Raw genomic sequence first — 21,185 nt, forward strand, 5'->3', positions numbered from 1 at the left:
TACTAGCGCTATGGATGCAACTTTCGCAACTGGAAAGGAACTTCAAAAAATGGATCCTGTTTTTGGTCAACTATCTTTTGATGATCACGAACAAATTGTTTTTTGCAATGACAAAGATACGGGTTTAAAAGCAATTATTGGTATTCATAATTCAGTTATGGGGCCAGCTTTAGGAGGGACCAGAATGTGGAACTATAATACCGAATGGGAAGCATTAAACGATGTTTTGCGTCTTTCAAGAGGTATGACATATAAATCTGCCATCACAGGATTAAACATTGGTGGAGGTAAAGCAGTAATTATTGGGGATGCTAAAACGCAAAAAACGCCTGAATTAATGCGCAAGTTTGGAGAGTTTGTACACTCTTTGGGCGGAAGATATATTACAGCAGAAGATGTTGGAATGGAAACTAAAGATATGGACACTGTAAGAGATGTAACGCCTTATGTTACGGGTATCTCGGAAGAAAGAGGTGGTTCAGGAAATCCTTCTCCAATAACAGCTTATGGTGTTTATTTAGGAATGAAAGCTGCTGCTAAAAGTCAGTTTGGTACTGATGTTTTAGACGGTAAAAAAGTTTTGGTTCAGGGAATTGGTCACGTTGGTGAAGCTTTGGTAGAGTATTTGACTAAAGAAGGAGCAATCGTTACAATTGCTGATATTAACGAAGAAAAATTATACGAAGTAGCTCAAAAATACAACGCAACAATATTTACAGGAGAAGATTTATATGCTGCTGATGTTGATATTTATGCGCCATGTGCAATGGGAGCAACTATTAATAACGATACCGTAAATAAAATCAAAGCTAAAGTTATTGCTGGTGCTGCCAACAATCAGTTAGCTGATGAAAATATTCACGGAGCAAGATTACAGGAAAGAGGTATTTTATATGCACCTGATTTCCTAATCAATGCTGGTGGAATTATCAATGTTTATGCTGAATTAGAGCACTACGGTAAAGCTGAAATCATGACAAAAACCGAAAATATCTATAACACTACTTTAGAAATTATCGATTATGCTGTGAAAAACGGAATGACAACTCATAAAGCTGCACTTACAATTGCTCAAAATCGTATCGATTTAAGAAAAATTGAAAACGCTGCTAAGAAGTAATTTTTAGTTTACGGTCTCGGTATACAGTCTCAGTCTCAGTTATCAGTTTTGAAAATTGAGACTGAGACTTTTTTTATACTTATGGCCTAAAATCGCGACTAAAAACAGGGATTTTTTAACCACTTTCTGCAATATTGAAAACCGCGACTGATAACTGTGACTAAAAATTGCGAATTAATTTTAATATAAGGATTGAAATCCTTAATTTTGCAGACTAATTTTTAAATGTTCTTACAAGGTGGTAAATAGAAGACACATACGCGTTAAAGTAATGCAATCCATTTATGCAATGCATCAAAGCGGTTCTGATAATCTGGAAAAAGAAGAAAAGTTTCTTTTTTACAGTATCGATAATATTCAGGATTTATATCTTATAATGCTTTCTTCACTGATTGAAATTTGCAAAAAAGAATCTGTTTTTTTACATCTTTCAAGCAAAAAACATCTTGCAACTGCTGCAGAACGTAATCCGAACGAAAAGTTTATCAACAACAAAATTTTCCAACTTCTTGCCGAAAGTAATTCTTTGAGTATTGCTTTAGAAAATCGTAAAATCAACAATTGGTCTTTGAATGATGATTATATCATTTTACTTTTAAATGATATTAAGTCAAGTGATTTGTATGCAAAATACATGAGCACTACAACTAATACTTTTGAGGAAGACAGACAATTTGTAATCGATTTATTTGCTGATGTAATTGTTCCTAACGAAAAATTATATGAGTATTTAGAAGATGATAAATTAACATGGGTTGATGATATTCCGGTTGTAAATACACATATCGTTAAGCAATTAAAAGCAATAAAAACTCAGGATTCTGATGATTTTAGAGTGCCAAAATTGTATAAAGATGTTGAAGATAAAGACTTCGCTAAAGATTTGTTCAGAAGAACAGTTTTGAACGAAACTATTTTTGCAAAAGAATACGACGATAAAACACCAAATTGGGACAGTGAAAGAATCGCCGAAATCGATACTATTATTTTGAAAATGGCAATTTGCGAATTTTTAAAATTTCCTTCGATCCCGGTAAAAGTAACTCTTAACGAATATTTAGAAATTGCAAAAGAGTATTCTACACCAAAAAGTAGTATTTTTATCAACGGAATTTTAGATAACCTTGTTAAAGAGCTTACGGCTAATAAAAAGATGGTTAAAGTTGGGCGTGGTTTAATGTAATTAAATTTCAATCTTTAAATTCCAAACTCCAATCCCGATACTATCAGGAATAAGAGCTAAAAACATAAATATTAATAACAAAAATAAAAACTGAATACTATGCAAGATTTAATGAAATTTGCTCCTTATTTACTAATGTTTGTAGTGTTGTATTTCTTCATGATAAGACCACAACAAAAAAGAGCAAAAAACGAAAAAGAATTTGAAAGCAGCCTAAAAGTAGGTGATAAAATAATTACAAAAAGTGGTTTTCACGGTAAAATTGTTGAGCTTGCTGAAACAAGTGCAGTAATCGAAACAATGTCAGGAAAATTAAAAATTGAGCGTTCAGCTATTTCTATGGAAATGAGCGCTGCTTTGGCTAAAAAAGCGTAAGTTTTTTTTATAAATTTCAATTTTAAAAAATCCCAAATTCCAATTTTACGATTGGAATTTGGGATTTTTTTTGTTCAACGCATTTTATGTCCTTTGCGAGGAATGACGTGTTAACTGGGAGAAGGTAATCTTAATTATATTTCCGTAAAAGTTTACACACGACCTAGCGGTAATCTTGTGATCTCGACGCAGGAGAGATCACACAAGAAACTCCACAAAGATTGGCGAATATCTGAACGGAAATAGGAGTATGATCTAATTGGTCTGTTTGCTATCGAGTCTCCCTTCCTTCGAGATGAGAAACTAGAGGAAAATTCCTCGCAAGGACAAACGTGCGTAAAAAAAAACCTTTGTCAAAGTTTTAAAACTTTGACAAAGGTCTATACAGATAATTGGAATTTGGAATTTGCGCCTTTCCCAATCTTCAAAATTAGAATTTATCTTTTTCTTTTAGTTTTTTCAGCTACATCAAAAGCGCCCGGAATTGCAGTTAATTCGGCAATCTTTACAATTACATCTGTTGCTTTTTGGATACTTTCTGCGGGAACATATTCGTATTTACCGTGAAAGTTATGTCCGCCTGCAAATATATTTGGGCAAGGTAGTCCCATAAATGATAATTGCGATCCGTCAGTTCCGCCACGAATAGGTTTAATGATCGGTTTGATATTTAATTCGCGCATTGCTTTTTCAGCAATATCAACGATATGTTTTACTGGAAGCACTTTTTCTTTCATATTGTAATACTGATCTTTAACTTGGGCAGTTACAATATCTTCACCAAATTGTTTGGCGAATTTTTTATTGATTTTCTTGGCAATTTTACCAATTAAATCTTTTCGTTTTTCGAATTTCAATTTGTTATGATCACGAATAATCAATTCTAAAACTGTTTCTTCGATACTTCCTGTAATGTGATGTATGTGAAAAAATCCTTCGTAACCTTTAGTTTCCTGAGGTGTTTCTCCTTTAGGCAGTTCGTTGATGAAATCATTAGCGATCAACATCGAATTGATCATTTTTCCTTTGGCATAGCCCGGGTGAACACTTTTTCCTTTGAAAGTGATTTTGGCTCCGGCAGCATTGAAATTTTCATATTCTAATTCACCAATCTGGCTTCCGTCCATCGTATACGCCCATTGTGCGCCAAATTTCTCCACATCAAAATGATGAGCGCCACGGCCAATTTCTTCATCGGGGGTAAAACCAATTCTGATTTTTCCGTGTTTAATTTCAGGATGCTGAATCAGGTATTCCATTGCCGAAACAATCTCGGTAATTCCAGCTTTATCATCGGCACCTAACAAAGTAGTTCCGTCGGTTGTGATGATTGTTTGTCCTTTATATTGTAGTAGATCTTTAAAGTAATTTGGAGATAAAACAATGTTTTTCTCAGCGTTTAAGATGATATCTTTTCCGTCGTAATTCTCAATAATTTGAGGTTTTACATTAGCTCCGCTAAAATCAGGAGAAGTATCAAAATGCGAAACAAAACCAATCGTTGGTACGTCATGAGCTACATTACTTGGTAAAGTGGCCATGATATAAGCTTTGTCATCAATAGTAACATCTTCAAGGCCAATTGTTTTTAGTTCTTCGACTAATTTATTGGCAAGATTCCATTGTTTTTCTGTACTTGGAGTGGTATTTGAATTTGGGTCTGACTCAGTATCAATAGTTACGTAACTGATAAAACGATCTATAATATGTTGCATTTGTTTAATTTTTAGCAAATATAAGCAAATAATTAGGCGTTGTGAAGCTCTAAATTATGAAAAATGAAAAAACGAGTTGAAAAGGGTTTGCCACGAATTTCACGAATTAGCACTAATATTAACTGTTTGGTTAAAACTTTAAAAATCCAATTTCACGTATCTTAATTGGTGAAATTGGATGATTATATTAAATTGATTCGTGCAAATTGGCGGCAAACTTTTTTCAAAAAATTATTGCACACATCTAAAACCAATATGGTTTGCCGGTGATTTGTAGTCACCTTTTCCTCTTGTTCCAACCATATAGCGCGTACAATATTGATCGGTACATAAAAATGATCCTCCGCGCTGTACTTTTTTAGGTAAATTTGGTTCTCCCGGGTCGTATGATGACTCAGGGCCCTGCGGATTTTTGGCTACTTTTCCACTTTGTTTTAAAACATCATAATAATCTGCGGTATACCAGTCATTTGTCCATTCCCATACATTTCCTCCAATGTCATAAAGACCATACGGATTTGGTTCAAATTGAGCAGTTGGTGCAATACCAATATACCCATCTTCTCCAGTATCGCCTTTTTCTATAGGAAAGTGTCCCTGATAAATATTAGCCTGAAATTTTCCTTTAGGTTTTAATGTATTTCCCCAGGCATATAATTGTCCTGATTTTCCGCCTCGTGCAGCAAATTCCCATTCGGCTTCTGTTGGTAATCTTTTACCTGCCCATTTGGCGTAAGCCGCCGCATCATCGTATGAAATTTGAACAACAGGATAATTGCCTCTTCCTTTTATAGAACTTCCGGCGCCTTCAGGATGTCTCCAGTCTGCTCCCTTAGCATAAGACCACCATTGCATATAATTACCCAAATTTACCTTAGCAGCAGTAGGAGTAAAAACGGCAGATCCGGCAACTAAATTTTCCAGTGGTGCATCCGGATATTCTTCGTGAGTTGGTTTTATTTCGGCTAAGGTAACATAACCCGTAGCTTTAACAAAAGCTTCAAATTGATCGTTGGTTACTTCGGTTTGATCCATATAAAAACCATCTACATAAACCTGATGTATGGGTGCAGCATCTTTTGTAACGCCTTTTATGCTGCATAAACTTTCATCTTCGACATTGCTTCCCATCGAAAATTCTCCGCCTGGAATCCATACCATACCTTTAGGCGCTTTATTTAAAGGAGGCTTGTTTTTATTTTCGATGGTGGGTTTAAATAAAGATGTATCAGAAGTATTTGGAGTTTCGGCACAATCCATTGCAGCTAATTTTTGCTTGGGAACAATAATTTTGGTGTAGCCGTAAGCAATGGAAATGATGGAGATGGTGAGAATTGCTAAAATCCAATAAGTTTTATTTTTCATTATGGTGGTATTTTATTTGTGTCAGTTAAAATAGAGGATAAAGTTAAAAAAATAACATTAAATCATAGTAATCCTATGGAGTTAATTCTGTTTATTCTTCACTGAAAATAATCTTGTAGTATAATACTATCAAGTTAAGTTAAGAGCTTTTGGTTGAGTATATTTTGCTTTGTTTTGTAAGTTGCTTTTTTATGTTTTTCATTTATAGTATTTTAAGCTCATTAAAATTATAAAAAAATAAGAATAATTATAAAAAAGTAACATTATTTAGTTTGAAATCTATTAAATTAAAATGCACTTTTACGTTCTTCAAAACCTATTTTCCTCCAAAGTTTTTTACAATTCCTAATCCAATTCCCCAGCTATCGTAGGCATTCCATTTAAGATCATAACTAAATGTGCCGAATATTTCCCAGTTTTTTGGGAGTTCATAACCGTATTCAGCACCAACCCGGGTTAGAAAGTAGTTTTCTTCTTTGGCAAATTCGCCCCCAAATCCTAAAAGAAAACTCCAGGATTCGCTTGGTTTATAAATTCCTATCAGAGCCGGAGCAATAGGGTAACTTCATTTCTAGGGTTTCATTATCTTGATCGTTTGCATGCACTTTTTCGACTTTAAATTTTTCAATTGCAAAATCGGTATGCAGGCCTATAGGCCAGTTTTTATGAAACTAAAAAGTATAATCAACTCCACATGCCGGAAGGCTTAAAACTTCACGATTTCCTTCGCCGTCTCTTCCTTCAAAAACATGAATATAATTGATTGAAATCCCAATTTGATGATGGGGTTTGAAAAACTTCTTTATCCTCATTTTCCTGAGCTATAGATTTATTAGTAAGGATGCTAATGAGGCTAAAAAGAAGTGCAAAAAGCAAAGTTTTTTTAAATAACCACTCATTCTGTGTAGCATTTTGTTGTTTATTAAATCAGACTTTAGTTTAGAAGTTTTAAAATTAAAGAATAAAAAGTCTAGTAAGTTTACCGAAAAGCCTTAAGGTGTTTCATTTTATAACTTGCAACATTAAAAGATGAATTTTTGTCTGGAGTTTAAGGGGTCAATTTGCCTGAGAAACCCTTTAAAATCACTTACTAATTTGTTTCTGTAAAAAAGAAGTCATTTTCAAGTATTATAATTAAATTTGCAATCGAAAAAAACACACAACAACTCTTATGTATAAATTGATAATTCGCCCGATACTTTTTTGGTTTGATCCGGAAGAAGTGCATTACTTTACTTTTTCATTTGTTAAATTTATTTCGAAAATTCCAGGAGTTTCATCAATTATCAGATCAATATACGAAGTAAAAGATACCCGTTTAGAACGTGAAGTTTTCGGAATTAAATTCAAAAATCCGGTAGGACTTGCAGCGGGATTCGACAAAGATGCCAAGCTATACAAGGAATTATCTGATTTTGGTTTTGGTTTTATCGAAATAGGAACTGTAACACCGGTTGGTCAGGAAGGAAATCCTAAGAAACGTTTGTTTAGGCTAAAAGCGGATCAGGCCATTATTAACCGAATGGGTTTTAATAACGGAGGAGTTCTTGAAGCCGTAGAGCGTTTGAAAAAGAATTCAGGAGTTTTGATTGGTGGAAACATCGGTAAAAATAAAGTGACGCCAAACGAAAATGCCGTAGAGGATTATATCATTTGTTTTGATGCGCTGTTTGATCATGTCGATTATTTTGTGGTAAATGTAAGTTCTCCAAATACACCCAATTTAAGAGCTTTACAAGACAAAGAACCTTTGACAGCTTTATTGCAAACGCTACAAAACAGAAATGTTGAAAAGCAAAAAACAAGCACTCAAAAAATAAAACCGATACTTTTAAAAATCGCTCCCGATCTTACAGACGAGCAATTATTAGATATTATTGATATTGTAAAAACCACTCAAATTGCGGGCGTAATTGCTACCAATACGACAATTTCAAGAGAAGGTTTGCAATCTGAAAATCAAACCGAAATGGGAGGTTTATCCGGAAAACCATTAACGAAACGTTCGACAGAAGTAATTCGTTTTCTTTCTGAAAAAAGCAATAAAGCATTCCCGATCATTGGAGTAGGAGGAATACATTCTGCAGATGATGCCATCGAAAAACTAAATGCTGGAGCAAGTCTGGTACAATTGTACACCGGATTTATTTACGAAGGCCCTGCTTTGGTAAAAGCGATCAATAAAAAGGTTTTAGAGCAATTGTAAAAGCAACGTCTGAACAATTAATCCTGTAATAATAGAGATTCCAAAACTCATCAAAGTACCAATCATAACGTACTCGGTGAGTTTTCTGTCTTTGGCTTCTTTTAAATCCCCAAATCTAAAAATAGATTTAGCAGCCAAAAGAAAGCCAATCGCTTCAAAATGTCCTGTTACGATAAAACAGAACACAAATAATCTTTCCAGTATTCCAATATAATTTCCTGCGGTAGCCAGCGAATTGTCGTTGTGACTATTCTGGCTTTCCGGAGTCCAGATCGAAATAATAGTTTTAATGAAAATAGAAGTGGGTTTGGTAATCAATAAAACACCAGTAATTAAAACCCAAAACTGATTGTTAAACCATTGAAATTGTATTGGTTCGCCTTTGTAAAGTAATACAACTCCAATCAAAATTAAAACATGCGCAATTTGGTCGAGAACAAACCAGGTACGCTTTGTTTTTTTCTTCTGAAAATTGAGTTTGATCAAATCGATAATGCCGTGCGTAACAGCAATTAAAACAGCATAAGGTATAAACTGAATTTCCCCAACCAAAATTGCAGCCAGGATTCCGTGTAAAAGAATATGAAGGTATAAATAAATACTTTTATGTTTTTTGGCTTCTTTATCCGCTACCCATGAGTTGGGCTGCCATATAAAATCGCCTAATAAATGTGCTAAAAGTAGTTTTATAAATAAAATCATGGCGTTGTAAGTTGTTTTATTTGGGTTCTAAAATAACGATCTAATTGTTGTATCAAATCAAATTGGGCGCGCTTTTGTCTACGGCTCACTGCAGCTTGATTAATGCCCAATTTTTGTCCTAATTCTTCTTGCGACAACGCAGGATTTTCTATTGCAGCGGCTACAAATTCAGCTTGTTGTGCGAGCCAGTTATCCATAAAGGTTAAAGCCAGTTGAATCATCAGGTTTATCTTTTCATCAAAAATAGCATCACCGGTTCTCATTGCTAAAGTTAGTTTTTGTTTTTTTAAAGTTTCAAAAAGTTCTCCTGAATGTATAAAAGCAATGCCATTACTTTCGGATATTTTCTCTGCTTCATGCGTTTTGTCGCCAAAACCAATACTCATTCGGGCATCTAATTTTATAGTTCTTAAATGCGCCTTTATCAAAATTGCAGACCATAACGCTTCTTCGGGATTTTTAATTTCGATTTGAAATTCATCACCCCTGTAGACTTCCCATTGACTTGGCGTTTCTCCAAACGGAGACAGGATTTTTTTTAAATCCTCCACCCAATGTTTAGACGTTTGTTGTCTTGAACCAATGATATCTCCGGTAATTACGCTTGTCATATTCAAATATAATTAAAAATAAATTAATCTCTATATTACAAATATACGTAATAAATAAATATATTACATTTATGTGTAATATTTATGTTTATTACTTTTTTAAGTAATAAGAAATATTTAAAAACTTAAATGATTTTTATCACTAGCATTCATACAATTATTTTAAAATGAACTTATATAAATTATATGATAAAAAATAACACCAAGAGTTTTTTTTTATTTCTTTAAAAAAGAAACTAACTTAGCCTTCACTAAAGAATAAGCTTTGAATAAAGAAATCAAGATTATCGAATGTCCACGTGATGCTATGCAAGGTATCAAAACTTTTATACCCACTAAAAACAAGGTTTCTTATATACAAGCTTTGCTTAGAGTAGGATTTGATACGATTGATTTTGGGAGTTTTGTATCGCCAAAGGCCATCCCACAAATGCAGGATACGGCTGAGGTTCTGGCACAACTTGATTTGTCGCAGACTACTAGCAAATTGCTGGCTATAATTGCCAATACGCAAGGCGCAGCAGCAGCGGCAGAACATGAACCTATTCAATATTTGGGATTTCCTTTTTCGATATCCGAGAATTTTCAGATGAGAAATACGCATAAAACCATTGCTGAATCTTTAGTAACACTAGAAGAAATTCTTGAAATTGCAGACAAGAAAAACAAAGAAGTCGTAACCTATCTTTCAATGGGCTTCGGGAATCCGTACGGAGATCCCTGGAATGTTGAAATCGTGGGCGAATGGACAGAAAAGCTAGCCGGAATGGGTGTGAAAATTTTATCACTTTCAGATACCGTTGGCAGCTCTACGCCGGAAGTGATCACTTATCTTTTTTCAAATCTGATTCCTAAGTATCCTCAAATAGAGTTTGGGGCACATTTACATACCACGCCTACTACTTGGTTCGAAAAAATCGATGCCGCATCAAAAGCAGGCTGTACCCGTTTTGATGGTGCAATTCAGGGATTTGGCGGATGCCCGATGGCAACAGATAAACTAACGGGAAATATGCCTACAGAAAAACTGATTTCTTATTTTACATCCAACAAAAAAGCTACCGGTTTAAACTCTTTAAGTTTTGAAAGTGCTTATAATGAAGCTTCGAAATTATTTGGTAAATTCCATTAGGAAATTTACTATATTTACTTATAGCAGATAATAAGTAATAACAGAATAACGTTGTGTGTTATTTAGATATATAACCTACCCATGAAAGCAACTTTTGTAAAGAGAATCTCTACGATATTATTTTTATCAGGCTTGTTTCTTTCATGTTCAAGCGACCTCGATTTTGATCAGACCAAAGACCTGAAATTAGAACCTGTTTTTGTGGCCAATCTGGCTTATTTCAATGTTCCCGCAACTCAACTTGTAAATGACGGAAGTTTAGCGCTCTATCCTGATGTAACTGAATTTGATGCTTTTAAAGAAAAATTCTTCAGGGATAATTTGGTCAAAACAGAACTTGACTTCGAAATTGAAAACACCATAATTAGAGCCTTTAGAATTGATCTTTTGCTTCTCGATGCTAATAATGAGGTACTTGAAACAGATTCGTATAATGTTCCGGCATATTCAGGAACCTCAAATATTATTAAATTCCCAACAGAAGTATTTGAAGGCCAAAGGTTAGATCTCCTAAAAAGAACTACTAAGTTAGGTTTCCTTGTAACAATGGCGCCCGGACCTCCATTAGATCAAAATAGTACAGGTAATTTAAAATTCAAATCAGGCGCAACCGTTTATATGGTAATAGAATGAGAAAATTATACCTGATTTTAATCGTCGCTTTACAACTTTCCGGTTTTGCCCAAAACAAAGAAGTGTTGTATAATTTTACTTCTATTCCGCAATCATCGCTCGTAAATCCAGGAGCCGATGTTTCGTATAAATTCTATTTTGGCATTCCCGTTTTGTCCGGAGTATCAGCCAATTTAGGTTCCAGCAGTTTCTCTGCCTATGATTTATTCGCTAACAACGGAGTCGATTTTAATGATAAAGTGCGAAATGTGATCAATAATTCTTCGAGTAAAGATAAAACACAGGTCAATCAGCAACTCGAATTATTTTCCGGAGGATTTAGAGTAGGAGGAAGAGACAGCCAGTCTTATATTTCGTTTGGCGCCTATCAGGAATTCGATTTCTTAATGTATGTTCCTAAAGATCTCGCCATATTAGCCTTAGACGGAAATCGCGATCATATTGGCAGAGCATTCAATCTGGCTGATTTAAATGTAAGGGCTGAAGTACTTTCTGTATTTCACGTAGGATTTCATAAAAAGCTAAGTGAGAAACTAGTTTTAGGAGGTCGTGCAAAATTGTATTCAAGTGGTGCAAATGCAACTTCTACCAAAAATTCAGGATTTATTTATACAGGTCAAAGTGTGGGAACGCCCAATATGTACGAGCAGATAATAGCCTCGAATTTAGAATTGAAAACCTCAGGTATTGCTACTTTTACCAAAGATGAATACGAAGGAAGTATTCCTAAAGATATTGCTCATAACACCTTTTTTAACGGTAGTTTAGGATTTGGTATCGATGCTGGACTTACCTATTATTTCAAAGATAATCTTCAGTTTACGGCGAGCATTGTTGATCTTGGTTTTATAAATCACACTAAAGATATCGAAACATTAACCTACAAAGGAACTTATAATTATAAAGGTGCAAATCCTAGTTTTGATCCTACAAACGAACCGGAAGATATTTTTGATGAATTCGATAAAGCCATACCACGAGATACGCTTTATAGTAAGTATACCACCTGGCGGCCAACCAAATTTTATTCTTCGATTCAGTATTCATTTGGTGAATCACGTTCTAATGCCGATTGTAATTGCAAAGGAAAAGTAACCACAAGTTATGCCAATGCAGTCGGTGGACAATTGTTTATCATGTCAATGCCAGTCGAACCTTTTGTAGCACTAACCGCTTTTTATAAACGCAATATTTTCGAGAAGCTAGATGTCAAAGCCACTTACACCTTCGATCCTTATTCGAACAAAAACATCGGTTTAGGAATTTCGGGAACACTAGGGAAACTCAATATGTATCTTCTCGTCGACAATGTTCTGGAATTTAAAGATGTCTCGAAGGCCAATAGTATTGCATTTCAGTTTGGTTTCAATTTTGTTTTCCATGATTCGGAAGAATAGAACAAATTCCAATACTTTAAAATTCCAAATTCCAAGTGAGCCGTAAGAGTTGTATTGGCGTTTGGAATTTAATCGAAAATTGGCATTTAGAATTTTTTTATTGGATTTTAAACCCGCAATTGGAATTTAAAATTTAAAAATTATTGGAATTTAACGTCAAGTTATTTGTAAGATCTTTCGTGTAAAGCTAAATTTATGAATAAGTTAGTAATCAAGTTTCCAATTTATTCACTATATTTGCACGCAATTCAACTAGAAATTGCAACATGATAGCACACAACTCCAAGATTATCGGCGAAGGTTTAACTTACGACGATGTATTATTAGTACCTAACTACTCGAATGTGCTTCCTCGCGAAGTGAGCATCAAATCAAAATTTTCACGAAATATAACACTAAACGTTCCAATAGTATCAGCTGCTATGGATACAGTTACCGAAAGTTCTATGGCAATCGCTATGGCACAAGAAGGCGGAATAGGTGTTTTGCATAAAAACATGACAATCGAGCAACAAGCTGCGAAAGTTAGAAGAGTAAAACGTGCTGAATCAGGAATGATTATCGATCCGGTAACTTTACCAACAAATTCTACCATTGCAGATGCAAAAAATGCGATGAAAGAATTCGGAATTGGCGGAATCCCAATTGTTGACGAAAACAAAATTCTAAAAGGAATCGTTACTAACCGTGATTTACGTTTCGAAAAAAACGGAGCAAGACCAATCGCTGAGGTAATGACAAGTACCAATTTAGTTACTGTTGCCGAAGGAACTTCACTAGAACAAGCCGAAGTAGTTTTACAAGGACATAAAATCGAAAAATTACCAGTAGTAAATGCTAACTATGAATTGGTTGGTTTAATTACTTTTAGAGATATTACAAAACTGACTCAAAAACCAATCGCTAACAAAGATGTTTTTGGTCGTTTAAGAGTAGCTGCAGCCATTGGTGTTACCGGTGACGCAGTTCAAAGAGCAGAAGCATTAGTTGCTGCCGGAGTAGATGCGATCATTATCGATACCGCTCACGGACATACTGAAGGTGTAGTAAATACATTGAAAGAAATAAAATCAAAATTCCCAAATATTGATGTAATTGTAGGGAACATTGCAACTCCTGAAGCGGCTAAATATTTAGTAGCAAACGGAGCAGACGGAGTAAAAGTAGGAATCGGACCTGGTTCTATCTGTACAACCCGTATCGTTGCTGGTGTTGGTTTTCCTCAATTCTCAGCAGTTCTTGAAGTAGCTGCGGCTATTAAAGGAACCGGAGTTCCGGTTATTGCAGATGGAGGAATTCGTTATACAGGAGATATTCCTAAAGCAATTGCTGCCGGTGCTGACTGTGTAATGTTAGGATCTTTATTAGCAGGAACAAAAGAATCTCCAGGTGAAACTATTATCTTCGAAGGAAGAAAATTCAAATCTTACCGCGGAATGGGTTCTGTTGAGGCAATGCAAACAGGTTCTAAAGATCGTTACTTTCAGGATGTTGAAGACGATGTTAAAAAATTAGTTCCGGAAGGAATCGTTGGTCGTGTTCCTTACAAAGGAGAATTAAACGAAAGTATGCTTCAATTCGTTGGAGGTCTTCGTGCCGGAATGGGATACTGCGGTTCAAAAGACATTCCTACTTTGCAGGAAACAGGACGTTTTGTTAGAATCACATCAAGCGGAATCACAGAAAGTCATCCACACAACGTAACGATTACAAAAGAAGCTCCAAATTATTCAAGATAATCCAATATGAATTTACAGTTCAAGTTGAAAGACACTCTTGAAGTTGATTTGTATTATGGTTTTTATGATATTTTTGTTTTGGGTGGTTTTGATGTTCAGGTAAATGATGACTTTTTTATCGAAATTCTGGATTTAAAAACTAATGAAGCAATACTTTTAAGAGAAAAAAACTTAAAAGTAAGGGATTATAAAAATGGAAAAAGAGCAGTGAAATTTTTTAGTTTTCAGGTCACTGATAAATCAAAATATAAAATTTCAGTTCATAATTATGAAGATCTGACTGTGTTTTATTCCATGATTGGTCCTAATCCATTTAGTATTTTCAATTTATTAAAAAAACTATACGGAGTAAAACGGAAGCAAATTCAATTAGATGAAGTTGAAATACTGATTAGTTGAAAATGATATAAATAATAAAACAAAAGGCATAAGATTTAGTTTCTTATGCCTTTTGTTTGTTTTACTCATTTTTTTTCGGAAGCTAATCCCGCTATTCGCTACAATCTTTTGTGTCTCCCGATAGCTATCGGGACCGCCACAAAAGGATTTCCACTTCTATCGGGGCTAGAATCAGTTTTTACAATATATTTGTTATTTGGTTGATATTTAAAATAGTAATCGCAATCTTGTCATCCTGAGGAACGAAGGATCATAATCGGAAATCACTAAAGATTGGCGACATTCGACTAACTTTTGAGCAATATTCGATTCAGATTAAATGAACTTATATACTTTATGGTAAAAGAAAAAAACATTAAACACCACCGCGGCTATTGAGTATCTTCTCAGTTGTAACATCAGAATGCAGTAATACCTCCATTTGATAAGTGGTGCGTTGCGCTTCAAGAGCATAACCAAACATTTTTTGTTCATAATCGTCAATTGCATCCTGGGTAGTTGAGAATTCTCCGTTCGTCAAATTTTCAGTTAGTTGATAAGCATCCATTAAGCCCATATTTACACCTTCGCCAGCAAATGGTGGCATTAAGTGTGCCGCATCGCCTATAAGTGTAATGTTGGAATGTTTTTTCCAGGATTCTTCTAAAGAGAACAAACGTAATGGCAATCCTGAAAAATCTGTAGCAGCGGCAAAGAATTTTTTATAATCTTCGTTCCAGTTCTCAAATTTTTTATTCAGAAAAGCAATTACAGAAGCATTGTCTTCAAAGTCAATTCCGTTGTTTAAAACCCATTCTTCATTTGTTTTAAAAGAAACTCCAAAATGTACAGAACCATCGCGTAAGGTGTGCGTATAAAACATTTTTTGTTCCCCCATTGCCATTACATTTCCGTCACCGTATTTAGGTTTAAATTCAGGATAATCACGATCCGGATGTTCAATTTCTCCTTGAATAATATAAGTACCGGAAAGCTGAGGTTCTTTATCGGTAACAAATTTTCTGGCATTCGATCTTCCGCCATTCGCCACAATAACAAAATCAGCAATTGTTTTAGTACCGTTTTTAAATTCTAAATGATATTGTTCGTCGATTTTCTGAATTTCAGTCAACTGGCTATCCCAAACTACAGTATTTTCCTTTAAGTTTTCCAGCATGATTTTTCTCAAATCATTCCTGTCAATTTCAGGTCTAGAATAAGCATTCTCTTCAGTAGGCATTTCCTCCGAAGTAATATTGCCGTGCATATCAGCCATTTTCTCTCCGGTTGGTCTGGCGTAGCGATAAAATTCATCCATTAAATCAGCTTTTTGAATCGCTTTTTGTCCTGAATCAGAGTGGATGTCTAATGTTCCTCCCGAAGTTCTGGCCTGAGCATTTACATCTCTTTCGTAAAGCGTTACATCAGCCCCGTTAATTTGTAAAATTCTTGCTGTTGTTAATCCAACAGGTCCACCGCCAATAATGGCGATTTTTTTATTTTTTATAAGTGAAGTATTCATTTGATTTTTTATTTAATTGATATTGTATTGATTAAATTTTCAGTTTGAGTTAGCCATTGAATTTACCATTGCCATTGATGTTGCCATTGATATTGATATTGATTTTTATCTAAGGAGTCAAAGCTTTAATAACTACATTAAAAGCCTCATCTCTAATTTTCTGAGTAAAAACAAAAGGCTTTCCCGACATTGATTTACCTTCTCTGTGAAGTTCTAAGAGAGAATAAAGCGATCCATAAGCAATGCTCCAAAAAACCTCGAAAGTAATGGGTAGAAGTTCTTTCTTTTCAATAGCTTTTGTGATGAATTTTGTCATTTGTTCCTTGAAGTCTGTTGTAATTTCTGCTAAAATAGCATCGCCATAAGTCGAATGTTTTAGAAGTTCTAAACAAGTAGTTTGCAAAGAAAAGTTGATCGCAAACTTAGAACGGTTATCCCATTGCTTGCGTAAACCATCTATAAAAGACATTTCAGGCGAAAATCCGACTAACATTTCTTCAAAGAAATTTTTACCAATTTCGATTCCAATTTTCCTGATAAGATCTTCTTTATCCGAATAATAAATATAAAGTGTTGCCACAGAAACTCCGCATTCTTTCGCCAGTCGGTTCATCCCAAAACCTTCTACGCCTTGTGAAACCAGCATTTCAATAGCTTTTTGTTTTACGATTTCTTCTTTATTTATATCTCTTGTTCTCATGATTTTAAGTGATTATGGTACAAATATATAAATAATAAATGAACGTTCGCTTATTTATTGATGAAAAGGTTCAAGGGTCCATAGATCCATAGGTTCAAAGGGACAAAGGAGCAAAGTTTAGGTAGAAACGCACTGCTGTGCGTCTATTTTGAGGTTTTAATTGAATAGTCCCCAGCTTTAGCTGGAGGATGAAAGGGTGGGATAGAGAAATAGGCTTTAGCCGAATTTTATTGATGATAAATTCTAAAAAAAAACTTTGTGTCTTAGCGCCTTCGTGGCATAAAAAACATAAAGCAAAAAAAAAAACTACTACTACAATTCGTCAAAATTATAATAGCAGCTTTTCCTTGGATAACAATATTTTTACGGAGTAGCGGTTGGTTCGGCTTCTCTAACTTTTTGATTTTCTAAAATCTTTTGTATAAAAGGTTTCGTTTGATTTTCCACTTCAGCTTCAGAGATATCCAATGCTTTTGGATCTTTCACTAATTCGAACCAGGGTTTTGGCCCATCAAAATTGTAACTTCCAAAAACGATTACCGGGGTTCCTTTTACTTTTACATTTTCTTTATCCTGTAAAATCCATTCATCGGCAAATTTGTATAGAAATTTGGCATCATTTTCTTGTAATCTTAAACAAGAATGAGAGGCAGGATAACCTGGCAATGCATATTCGTGAAAACCAACACCTAATTTATTTTCGATATTAAAATTCCATTTTAAGTCCCATTCGTCGTTAAAAGTACTCGTTGTTTTTTCGGCTTTCCAGTTGGTGAAAAATAATCCCGTTGGAGTTTGATCTTTCTTTCTACCCATATTGGTAGGACCTGTATGTACTAATTCACCATTTTCATAAGCGGCAAATGTTTGAGTAGGATAAGAGAAGATAATTACTTTTGAAACTTCTTCAAGTGCTTTTACATGAAAAGGAAACGGAAGATAATACACAATATCTCCAGTAAAATCTGCAGGAAGTACCACTGAATCTAATTTTGCAAAATTAGCTTTATCCGTTCTGTTTATAGCATAAGCTATACGAAGTTTGGTGCTGTCAGATCCGTTTGTTTTAAGCCATTCTTTTGTTTTCTCAAATTGATAAGAAATAGTTTTGGGTTTAGTATGCTCAATTGATTTTTTTGGTTTTGCTTTTTCTTTAGTATCAGTTGATTCATTTTTTTTACATGAACCTAATAAGACTAAGATTAATACAAGCAGGATATTGGATGTGTAATATAACTTTTTCATAAACTGGTTTTTTTAGTACTGTAAAGTTATTTTAATCATCCCGAAAAAGACTTACACAATTTTTTGAATTGTTTACTGGATTTTCATTTTGTTAAAAAAGCAGAAATGTTTTTAATCCATTCTGTTTTATTTTTTATCAAGTAGTTCTCGTGTCCTGTTCCTTTGTAGGTATTTAGTCTTTTAGGACCTTTTAAGTTGGAATAAATTCCGTCAATTTCTTTACGACTTACGCTTTTATCTTTTTCTCCGTAAAGAAGCAGAGTAGGACAATCTATATTTTTTGCATATTCTGTTGGATTATGGTTGAATCCCCAAAAACCATTTTGAATACCTCCCCAAAAAACTAAAATTCCTGCCATAGGAATGGTAGGTGCGTTCATTTTTTTAAACCTTGCGCAAACTGTTTCATACATAGAGCCAAATGGACATTCAATGATTATCCCTTTTGGTTTGATTTTATTATCGTTAATACATTTCATAATGGCTACAGCTCCCATAGAAGTGCCAAATAAATAGATGTTTTTTTCTCCTGATTGAATTAAATAATCAAATGATGTTTTTACTTGTGCAGCTTCTTTATATCCAATTGTGGTTTGATTTCCTTCTGAATTTCCACTACCCATAAAATCAACAAGCATTGTATTAAAGCCGAGTTTTATAAATTCATTTGATTTATCGATCATTGAAGATTTCGCGGCACCATAGCCATGGAACAAAATAATTGTTCCTTTTGAATTTTGACTTTTAATTAACCAACATTCAATTTCTTTATTACTTTTTAGTTTTAGAGTTTGATATTTCTGAAGAGGATACTTTTTATTTTCAGGTTTAGGGTTATTCACGCCAAAAATTAAAGTTTTTACTTTTTCGAATGTTGATAATTTTTCAGGGTTTTTGGTCTTTATTGATCCATTTTCTGCAAAATGTGTGAATTTATATGCATGTACAAAAGCTACGATGTTAATGATTAAAAAAAGAATGAATACTATTCGGATAAATTTTTTATAATTTTTAAATATGCTCATTTTACTTTTTCTCAATTAATTTCAAAACATACTCCATTTGAGCATCTTTATTTTGCATAAAATCATCAAAACTCTGTTTAACTTCAACGTCCGGAATTACACCACGACCAAAAATCTGATTTGGTTTTTTAGGAACGTCCTGTTCTAAATTTACGATAGAGAACTGTGTTTTTATTTTTGTATTGGGCAATTCGTACTCGATAGGAGTATGGCCATTATGTCCGTAATAACCTCCCATAGTCTCTTCGCCAATAATAATTGCATTTGTTTTTGCTGTAACTAACGATGCGAAAAGCGATCCCGCCGAAGCTACTCTTGGACTGATTAATAAGTAAACCTGACCTTTAAAGGTATTTTTATCCGGCTGTAATAAACGATTGAATTTTGGATCCTGAGGATATATTTTGCCTTTTAAGATTGGGTATTCTTCTTTTAACTCCGCTTCAAAATCATTTTTTTCTTCCAGCTTTTTTTCGGTCTTAGTTTCTTCGTAAACAAAATAAGGAAGAAATGGAATTTTCTGAAAATTGATGTAGGCACTTTTATTTTCGCGATAGTTTTTTTAAGTTAGGTACGAAAAAGTTACCAAATCGTTGGGGTCTGATCCGCCACCATTATTTCTAACGTCTACAATTAGATTCTTTATTTCAGGATGTACAGAAAGCATCTGAAAACAGCTATCCAGATATTTTTTATACACTATATGTTCCTTATCTTCTGCATTTCCTCCAATGGCAAAAGTATGAACGGCAAGTAAGGCGGTATTTTTGGAAATAATCTTAAATGAATATTTGTCTTTGATATTGGTGTAGAATAAACTGTCAGAAGGAAAAGAGTGGCGCTTTTTAAAGTTCTCCTTTCTTTGTTCATTAGAAATACCGGCAATAGTTTTAGAAAGCTTTTCAGTTTGTTTTGGAAGAGAGTATTCGACTGAAAATGCTTCTTTTGGTCCATATTCCATTTCAAAGTATCTTGGAAAGGCAGCATTAATTCCGATTGATTTTCCGGATATATTAAAACCATCTGTGGTGTAATATTTATAAAAAGAGCGTACTATTTTATTTATTTCAATTCCGTTAATGCTATGAATTTGTGAACCTAACGCAATCTCATCGTTTTTTAAATTGACGATTGTTTTGTTGCCTATCAATTTTACAGGAAAAGGAAAAAAAACTTTTCCTGATGTATTTTTATATACGTCAGGAAGAGTGGTATTGTTATGTACACTGCCTTCGAAGTTAGTTATTTGTAGAATTATTTTGTAGAAATCCACTACTTTCCTGGGATTTTTTAATTGCAAAAATGCCCAATTGTAAATACTGTCAATTTGTTTTTTAGTTCGGTATTTGTAAATGCCCGAGTTTGCTTTTTCTCTAATTTGTCTAAAAGTAGTAAGGTCTTGTTTTAATTTTTCTGCCGGAAATTTTTCATTTTGAGAAAACAGGACAAAAGGGAAAATTAGAAAAAACGCAATTTTAAATTTGATCATATAAAGGTCTTTTTACAAACCTAAAAATAGTCAAAAAATCTAAATCAAATTTTTTATTTTGGCGTGTTGTAATAACAAAATGGTTTTAGCATCTGTAATCTCACCAGATTCAATCATGTTGTAAGCTTCTTCAAAAGTGTATTCCAACACTTCGATATTTTCCTGTTCAGCATCCAATCCTCCGCCATCATTTACCTTCATGGTTTCGTCGTACTCTCCAACAAATAAGTATAAAATCTCTGTAACAGAACCTGGAGACATATAGGTTTCTATTACTTTTTGAACCTTTTTTAAGCGATAGCCTGTTTCTTCTTCGGTTTCGCGAATAACCGCTTGTTCTGCATTGTCCTGATCAAGAAGTCCTGCACAAACTTCGATCATCATTCCGGTTTTGTTTCCGTTAAGATAAGTTGGTAAACGAAACTGACGCGTTAAGATTACTGTTTTTTTAGCTGAATTATACAATAAAATGGCGGCTCCGTTTCCTCGGTCATAAACTTCACGAATATGAGATTCTACTTTACCGTCCTTTTTTTGGTAGTCAAAAGTTACTTTGTTTAGTATGTACCAATTGTCTGATAGTAAGTTTGTTTCGGTAACTTTAATTTCTGGATTTTTCATAATAAGAAATCTTTTGTATAAAAAAAA

Annotated in this window: 21 protein-coding genes; 9 read left to right on the forward strand and 12 right to left on the reverse strand. The window is 34.1% G+C overall.

From position 1 onward, the window contains the following. Positions 1-10 precede the first annotated feature (10 nt). From IRZ78_RS10200 to yajC, 3 genes are all read left to right on the forward strand, one after another. The gene (locus tag IRZ78_RS10200; protein ID WP_305038385.1) at positions 11-1,120 is read left to right on the forward strand and encodes a Glu/Leu/Phe/Val dehydrogenase; all 1,110 of its coding nucleotides are present in this window, start codon (positions 11-13) and stop codon (positions 1,118-1,120) included. A gap of 271 nt (positions 1,121-1,391) precedes the next feature. Continuing rightward, positions 1,392-2,303, forward strand: coding sequence for a transcription antitermination factor NusB (gene nusB / locus IRZ78_RS10205; RefSeq protein WP_194616434.1), 912 nt, complete (start codon positions 1,392-1,394; stop codon positions 2,301-2,303). A 99-nt stretch (positions 2,304-2,402) separates the two neighbouring features. Further along, positions 2,403-2,678: a preprotein translocase subunit YajC gene (yajC, locus tag IRZ78_RS10210; RefSeq protein ID WP_055098477.1), complete on the forward strand. Its 276-nt coding sequence runs from the start codon at positions 2,403-2,405 to the stop codon at positions 2,676-2,678. 437 nt (positions 2,679-3,115) lie between these two features. On the opposite strand, the gene pepT is transcribed toward yajC, so the two are convergent. From pepT to IRZ78_RS10225, 3 genes are all read right to left on the reverse strand, one after another. Then, positions 3,116-4,393 carry a peptidase T gene (gene pepT / locus IRZ78_RS10215; RefSeq protein ID WP_194616435.1) on the reverse strand — a complete coding sequence of 426 codons (1,278 nt, stop codon included), beginning with the start codon at positions 4,391-4,393 and terminating at the stop codon, positions 3,116-3,118. Between the two features lie 231 nt (positions 4,394-4,624). Further along, positions 4,625-5,758, reverse strand: coding sequence for a formylglycine-generating enzyme family protein (locus tag IRZ78_RS10220; protein WP_194616436.1), 1,134 nt, complete (start codon positions 5,756-5,758; stop codon positions 4,625-4,627). Between the two features lie 671 nt (positions 5,759-6,429). Then, positions 6,430-6,570 carry a hypothetical protein gene (locus IRZ78_RS10225; protein WP_194616437.1) on the reverse strand — a complete coding sequence of 47 codons (141 nt, stop codon included), beginning with the start codon at positions 6,568-6,570 and terminating at the stop codon, positions 6,430-6,432. 359 nt (positions 6,571-6,929) lie between these two features. Between IRZ78_RS10225 and IRZ78_RS10230 the strand changes: the two genes are divergently transcribed. Next, positions 6,930-7,964, forward strand: a complete 1,035-nt coding sequence (locus IRZ78_RS10230) for a quinone-dependent dihydroorotate dehydrogenase (RefSeq protein WP_194616438.1) — start codon at positions 6,930-6,932, stop codon at positions 7,962-7,964. On the opposite strand, the gene IRZ78_RS10235 is transcribed toward IRZ78_RS10230, so the two are convergent. Continuing rightward, complete coding sequence (locus tag IRZ78_RS10235) at positions 7,950-8,666, reverse strand: DUF3307 domain-containing protein (protein WP_194616439.1); 717 nt, start codon at positions 8,664-8,666, stop codon at positions 7,950-7,952. The genes IRZ78_RS10230 and IRZ78_RS10235 overlap by 15 nt on opposite strands. Beyond that, positions 8,663-9,277: a SatD family protein gene (locus tag IRZ78_RS10240; RefSeq protein WP_194616440.1), complete on the reverse strand. Its 615-nt coding sequence runs from the start codon at positions 9,275-9,277 to the stop codon at positions 8,663-8,665. The genes IRZ78_RS10235 and IRZ78_RS10240 overlap by 4 nt, the downstream gene beginning before the upstream one ends. A 265-nt stretch (positions 9,278-9,542) precedes the next feature. Between IRZ78_RS10240 and IRZ78_RS10245 the strand changes: the two genes are divergently transcribed. The 5 genes from IRZ78_RS10245 to IRZ78_RS10265 all read left to right on the forward strand — a co-directional run bounded on the left by IRZ78_RS10245 (position 9,543) and on the right by IRZ78_RS10265 (position 14,577). After that, positions 9,543-10,409, forward strand: coding sequence for a hydroxymethylglutaryl-CoA lyase (locus IRZ78_RS10245; protein WP_194616441.1), 867 nt, complete (start codon positions 9,543-9,545; stop codon positions 10,407-10,409). 81 nt (positions 10,410-10,490) lie between these two features. Then, complete coding sequence (locus tag IRZ78_RS10250) at positions 10,491-11,042, forward strand: hypothetical protein (RefSeq protein WP_194616442.1); 552 nt, start codon at positions 10,491-10,493, stop codon at positions 11,040-11,042. Then, positions 11,039-12,439: a DUF5723 family protein gene (locus tag IRZ78_RS10255; RefSeq protein ID WP_194616443.1), complete on the forward strand. Its 1,401-nt coding sequence runs from the start codon at positions 11,039-11,041 to the stop codon at positions 12,437-12,439. Before IRZ78_RS10250 ends, IRZ78_RS10255 begins: the two co-directional genes overlap by 4 nt. Positions 12,440-12,705: 266 nt before the next feature. After that, on the forward strand, positions 12,706-14,178 hold the full coding sequence (guaB, locus tag IRZ78_RS10260; protein ID WP_072956599.1) for an IMP dehydrogenase: 1,473 nt from the start codon (positions 12,706-12,708) through the stop codon (positions 14,176-14,178). Between the two features lie 6 nt (positions 14,179-14,184). Further along, positions 14,185-14,577 (forward strand): hypothetical protein, encoded by a 393-nt coding sequence (locus IRZ78_RS10265; protein WP_194616444.1) that lies wholly within the window; start codon positions 14,185-14,187, stop codon positions 14,575-14,577. 355 nt (positions 14,578-14,932) lie between these two features. Here the strand turns inward: IRZ78_RS10265 and IRZ78_RS10270 are convergent, their stop codons facing one another. From IRZ78_RS10270 to IRZ78_RS10295, 7 genes are all read right to left on the reverse strand, one after another. Continuing rightward, positions 14,933-16,078, reverse strand: coding sequence for an NAD(P)/FAD-dependent oxidoreductase (locus IRZ78_RS10270; RefSeq protein WP_194616445.1), 1,146 nt, complete (start codon positions 16,076-16,078; stop codon positions 14,933-14,935). A 109-nt stretch (positions 16,079-16,187) separates the two neighbouring features. Continuing rightward, the gene (locus IRZ78_RS10275) at positions 16,188-16,778 is read right to left on the reverse strand and encodes a TetR/AcrR family transcriptional regulator (RefSeq protein ID WP_194616446.1); all 591 of its coding nucleotides are present in this window, start codon (positions 16,776-16,778) and stop codon (positions 16,188-16,190) included. Between the two features lie 363 nt (positions 16,779-17,141). After that, positions 17,142-18,023: a L,D-transpeptidase gene (locus tag IRZ78_RS10280; protein WP_194616447.1), complete on the reverse strand. Its 882-nt coding sequence runs from the start codon at positions 18,021-18,023 to the stop codon at positions 17,142-17,144. Between the two features lie 83 nt (positions 18,024-18,106). Continuing rightward, a complete protein-coding gene (locus IRZ78_RS10285; protein WP_194616448.1) occupies positions 18,107-19,048 on the reverse strand; it encodes an alpha/beta hydrolase in 942 nt (313 codons plus the stop codon). Position 19,049: 1 nt separating this feature from the next. Continuing rightward, complete coding sequence (locus IRZ78_RS26135) at positions 19,050-19,580, reverse strand: S41 family peptidase (protein ID WP_347349824.1); 531 nt, start codon at positions 19,578-19,580, stop codon at positions 19,050-19,052. A 30-nt stretch (positions 19,581-19,610) separates the two neighbouring features. Further along, entirely contained in the window at positions 19,611-20,537 is a 927-nt protein-coding gene (locus IRZ78_RS26140; protein ID WP_228520430.1) for a hypothetical protein, read from the reverse strand. A gap of 39 nt (positions 20,538-20,576) precedes the next feature. Next, positions 20,577-21,158 (reverse strand): NUDIX domain-containing protein, encoded by a 582-nt coding sequence (locus tag IRZ78_RS10295; RefSeq protein ID WP_194616449.1) that lies wholly within the window; start codon positions 21,156-21,158, stop codon positions 20,577-20,579. Positions 21,159-21,185 lie beyond the last annotated feature (27 nt).

Source organism: Flavobacterium sp. CSZ, from assembly GCF_015350725.1.
Taxonomy (GTDB): Bacteria; Bacteroidota; Bacteroidia; order Flavobacteriales; family Flavobacteriaceae; genus Flavobacterium.

Bases quoted from the DNA above. Each gene is read 5' to 3' on its own strand.
- IRZ78_RS10200 (WP_305038385.1), top strand. From the start codon at position 11: ATGGATGCAACTTTCGCAACTGGAAAGGAACTTCAAAAAATGGATCCT.
- nusB (WP_194616434.1), top strand. From the start codon at position 1,392: ATGCAATCCATTTATGCAATGCATCAAAGCGGTTCTGATAATCTGGAA.
- yajC (WP_055098477.1), top strand. From the start codon at position 2,403: ATGCAAGATTTAATGAAATTTGCTCCTTATTTACTAATGTTTGTAGTG.
- pepT (WP_194616435.1), bottom strand. From the start codon at position 4,393: ATGCAACATATTATAGATCGTTTTATCAGTTACGTAACTATTGATACT.
- IRZ78_RS10220 (WP_194616436.1), bottom strand. From the start codon at position 5,758: ATGAAAAATAAAACTTATTGGATTTTAGCAATTCTCACCATCTCCATC.
- IRZ78_RS10225 (WP_194616437.1), bottom strand. From the start codon at position 6,570: ATGAGGATAAAGAAGTTTTTCAAACCCCATCATCAAATTGGGATTTCA.
- IRZ78_RS10230 (WP_194616438.1), top strand. From the start codon at position 6,930: ATGTATAAATTGATAATTCGCCCGATACTTTTTTGGTTTGATCCGGAA.
- IRZ78_RS10235 (WP_194616439.1), bottom strand. From the start codon at position 8,666: ATGATTTTATTTATAAAACTACTTTTAGCACATTTATTAGGCGATTTT.
- IRZ78_RS10240 (WP_194616440.1), bottom strand. From the start codon at position 9,277: ATGACAAGCGTAATTACCGGAGATATCATTGGTTCAAGACAACAAACG.
- IRZ78_RS10250 (WP_194616442.1), top strand. From the start codon at position 10,491: ATGAAAGCAACTTTTGTAAAGAGAATCTCTACGATATTATTTTTATCA.
- IRZ78_RS10255 (WP_194616443.1), top strand. From the start codon at position 11,039: ATGAGAAAATTATACCTGATTTTAATCGTCGCTTTACAACTTTCCGGT.
- guaB (WP_072956599.1), top strand. From the start codon at position 12,706: ATGATAGCACACAACTCCAAGATTATCGGCGAAGGTTTAACTTACGAC.
- IRZ78_RS10265 (WP_194616444.1), top strand. From the start codon at position 14,185: ATGAATTTACAGTTCAAGTTGAAAGACACTCTTGAAGTTGATTTGTAT.
- IRZ78_RS10270 (WP_194616445.1), bottom strand. From the start codon at position 16,078: ATGAATACTTCACTTATAAAAAATAAAAAAATCGCCATTATTGGCGGT.
- IRZ78_RS10275 (WP_194616446.1), bottom strand. From the start codon at position 16,778: ATGAGAACAAGAGATATAAATAAAGAAGAAATCGTAAAACAAAAAGCT.
- IRZ78_RS10280 (WP_194616447.1), bottom strand. From the start codon at position 18,023: ATGAAAAAGTTATATTACACATCCAATATCCTGCTTGTATTAATCTTA.
- IRZ78_RS10285 (WP_194616448.1), bottom strand. From the start codon at position 19,048: ATGAGCATATTTAAAAATTATAAAAAATTTATCCGAATAGTATTCATT.
- IRZ78_RS26140 (WP_228520430.1), bottom strand. From the start codon at position 20,537: ATGATCAAATTTAAAATTGCGTTTTTTCTAATTTTCCCTTTTGTCCTG.
- IRZ78_RS10295 (WP_194616449.1), bottom strand. From the start codon at position 21,158: ATGAAAAATCCAGAAATTAAAGTTACCGAAACAAACTTACTATCAGAC.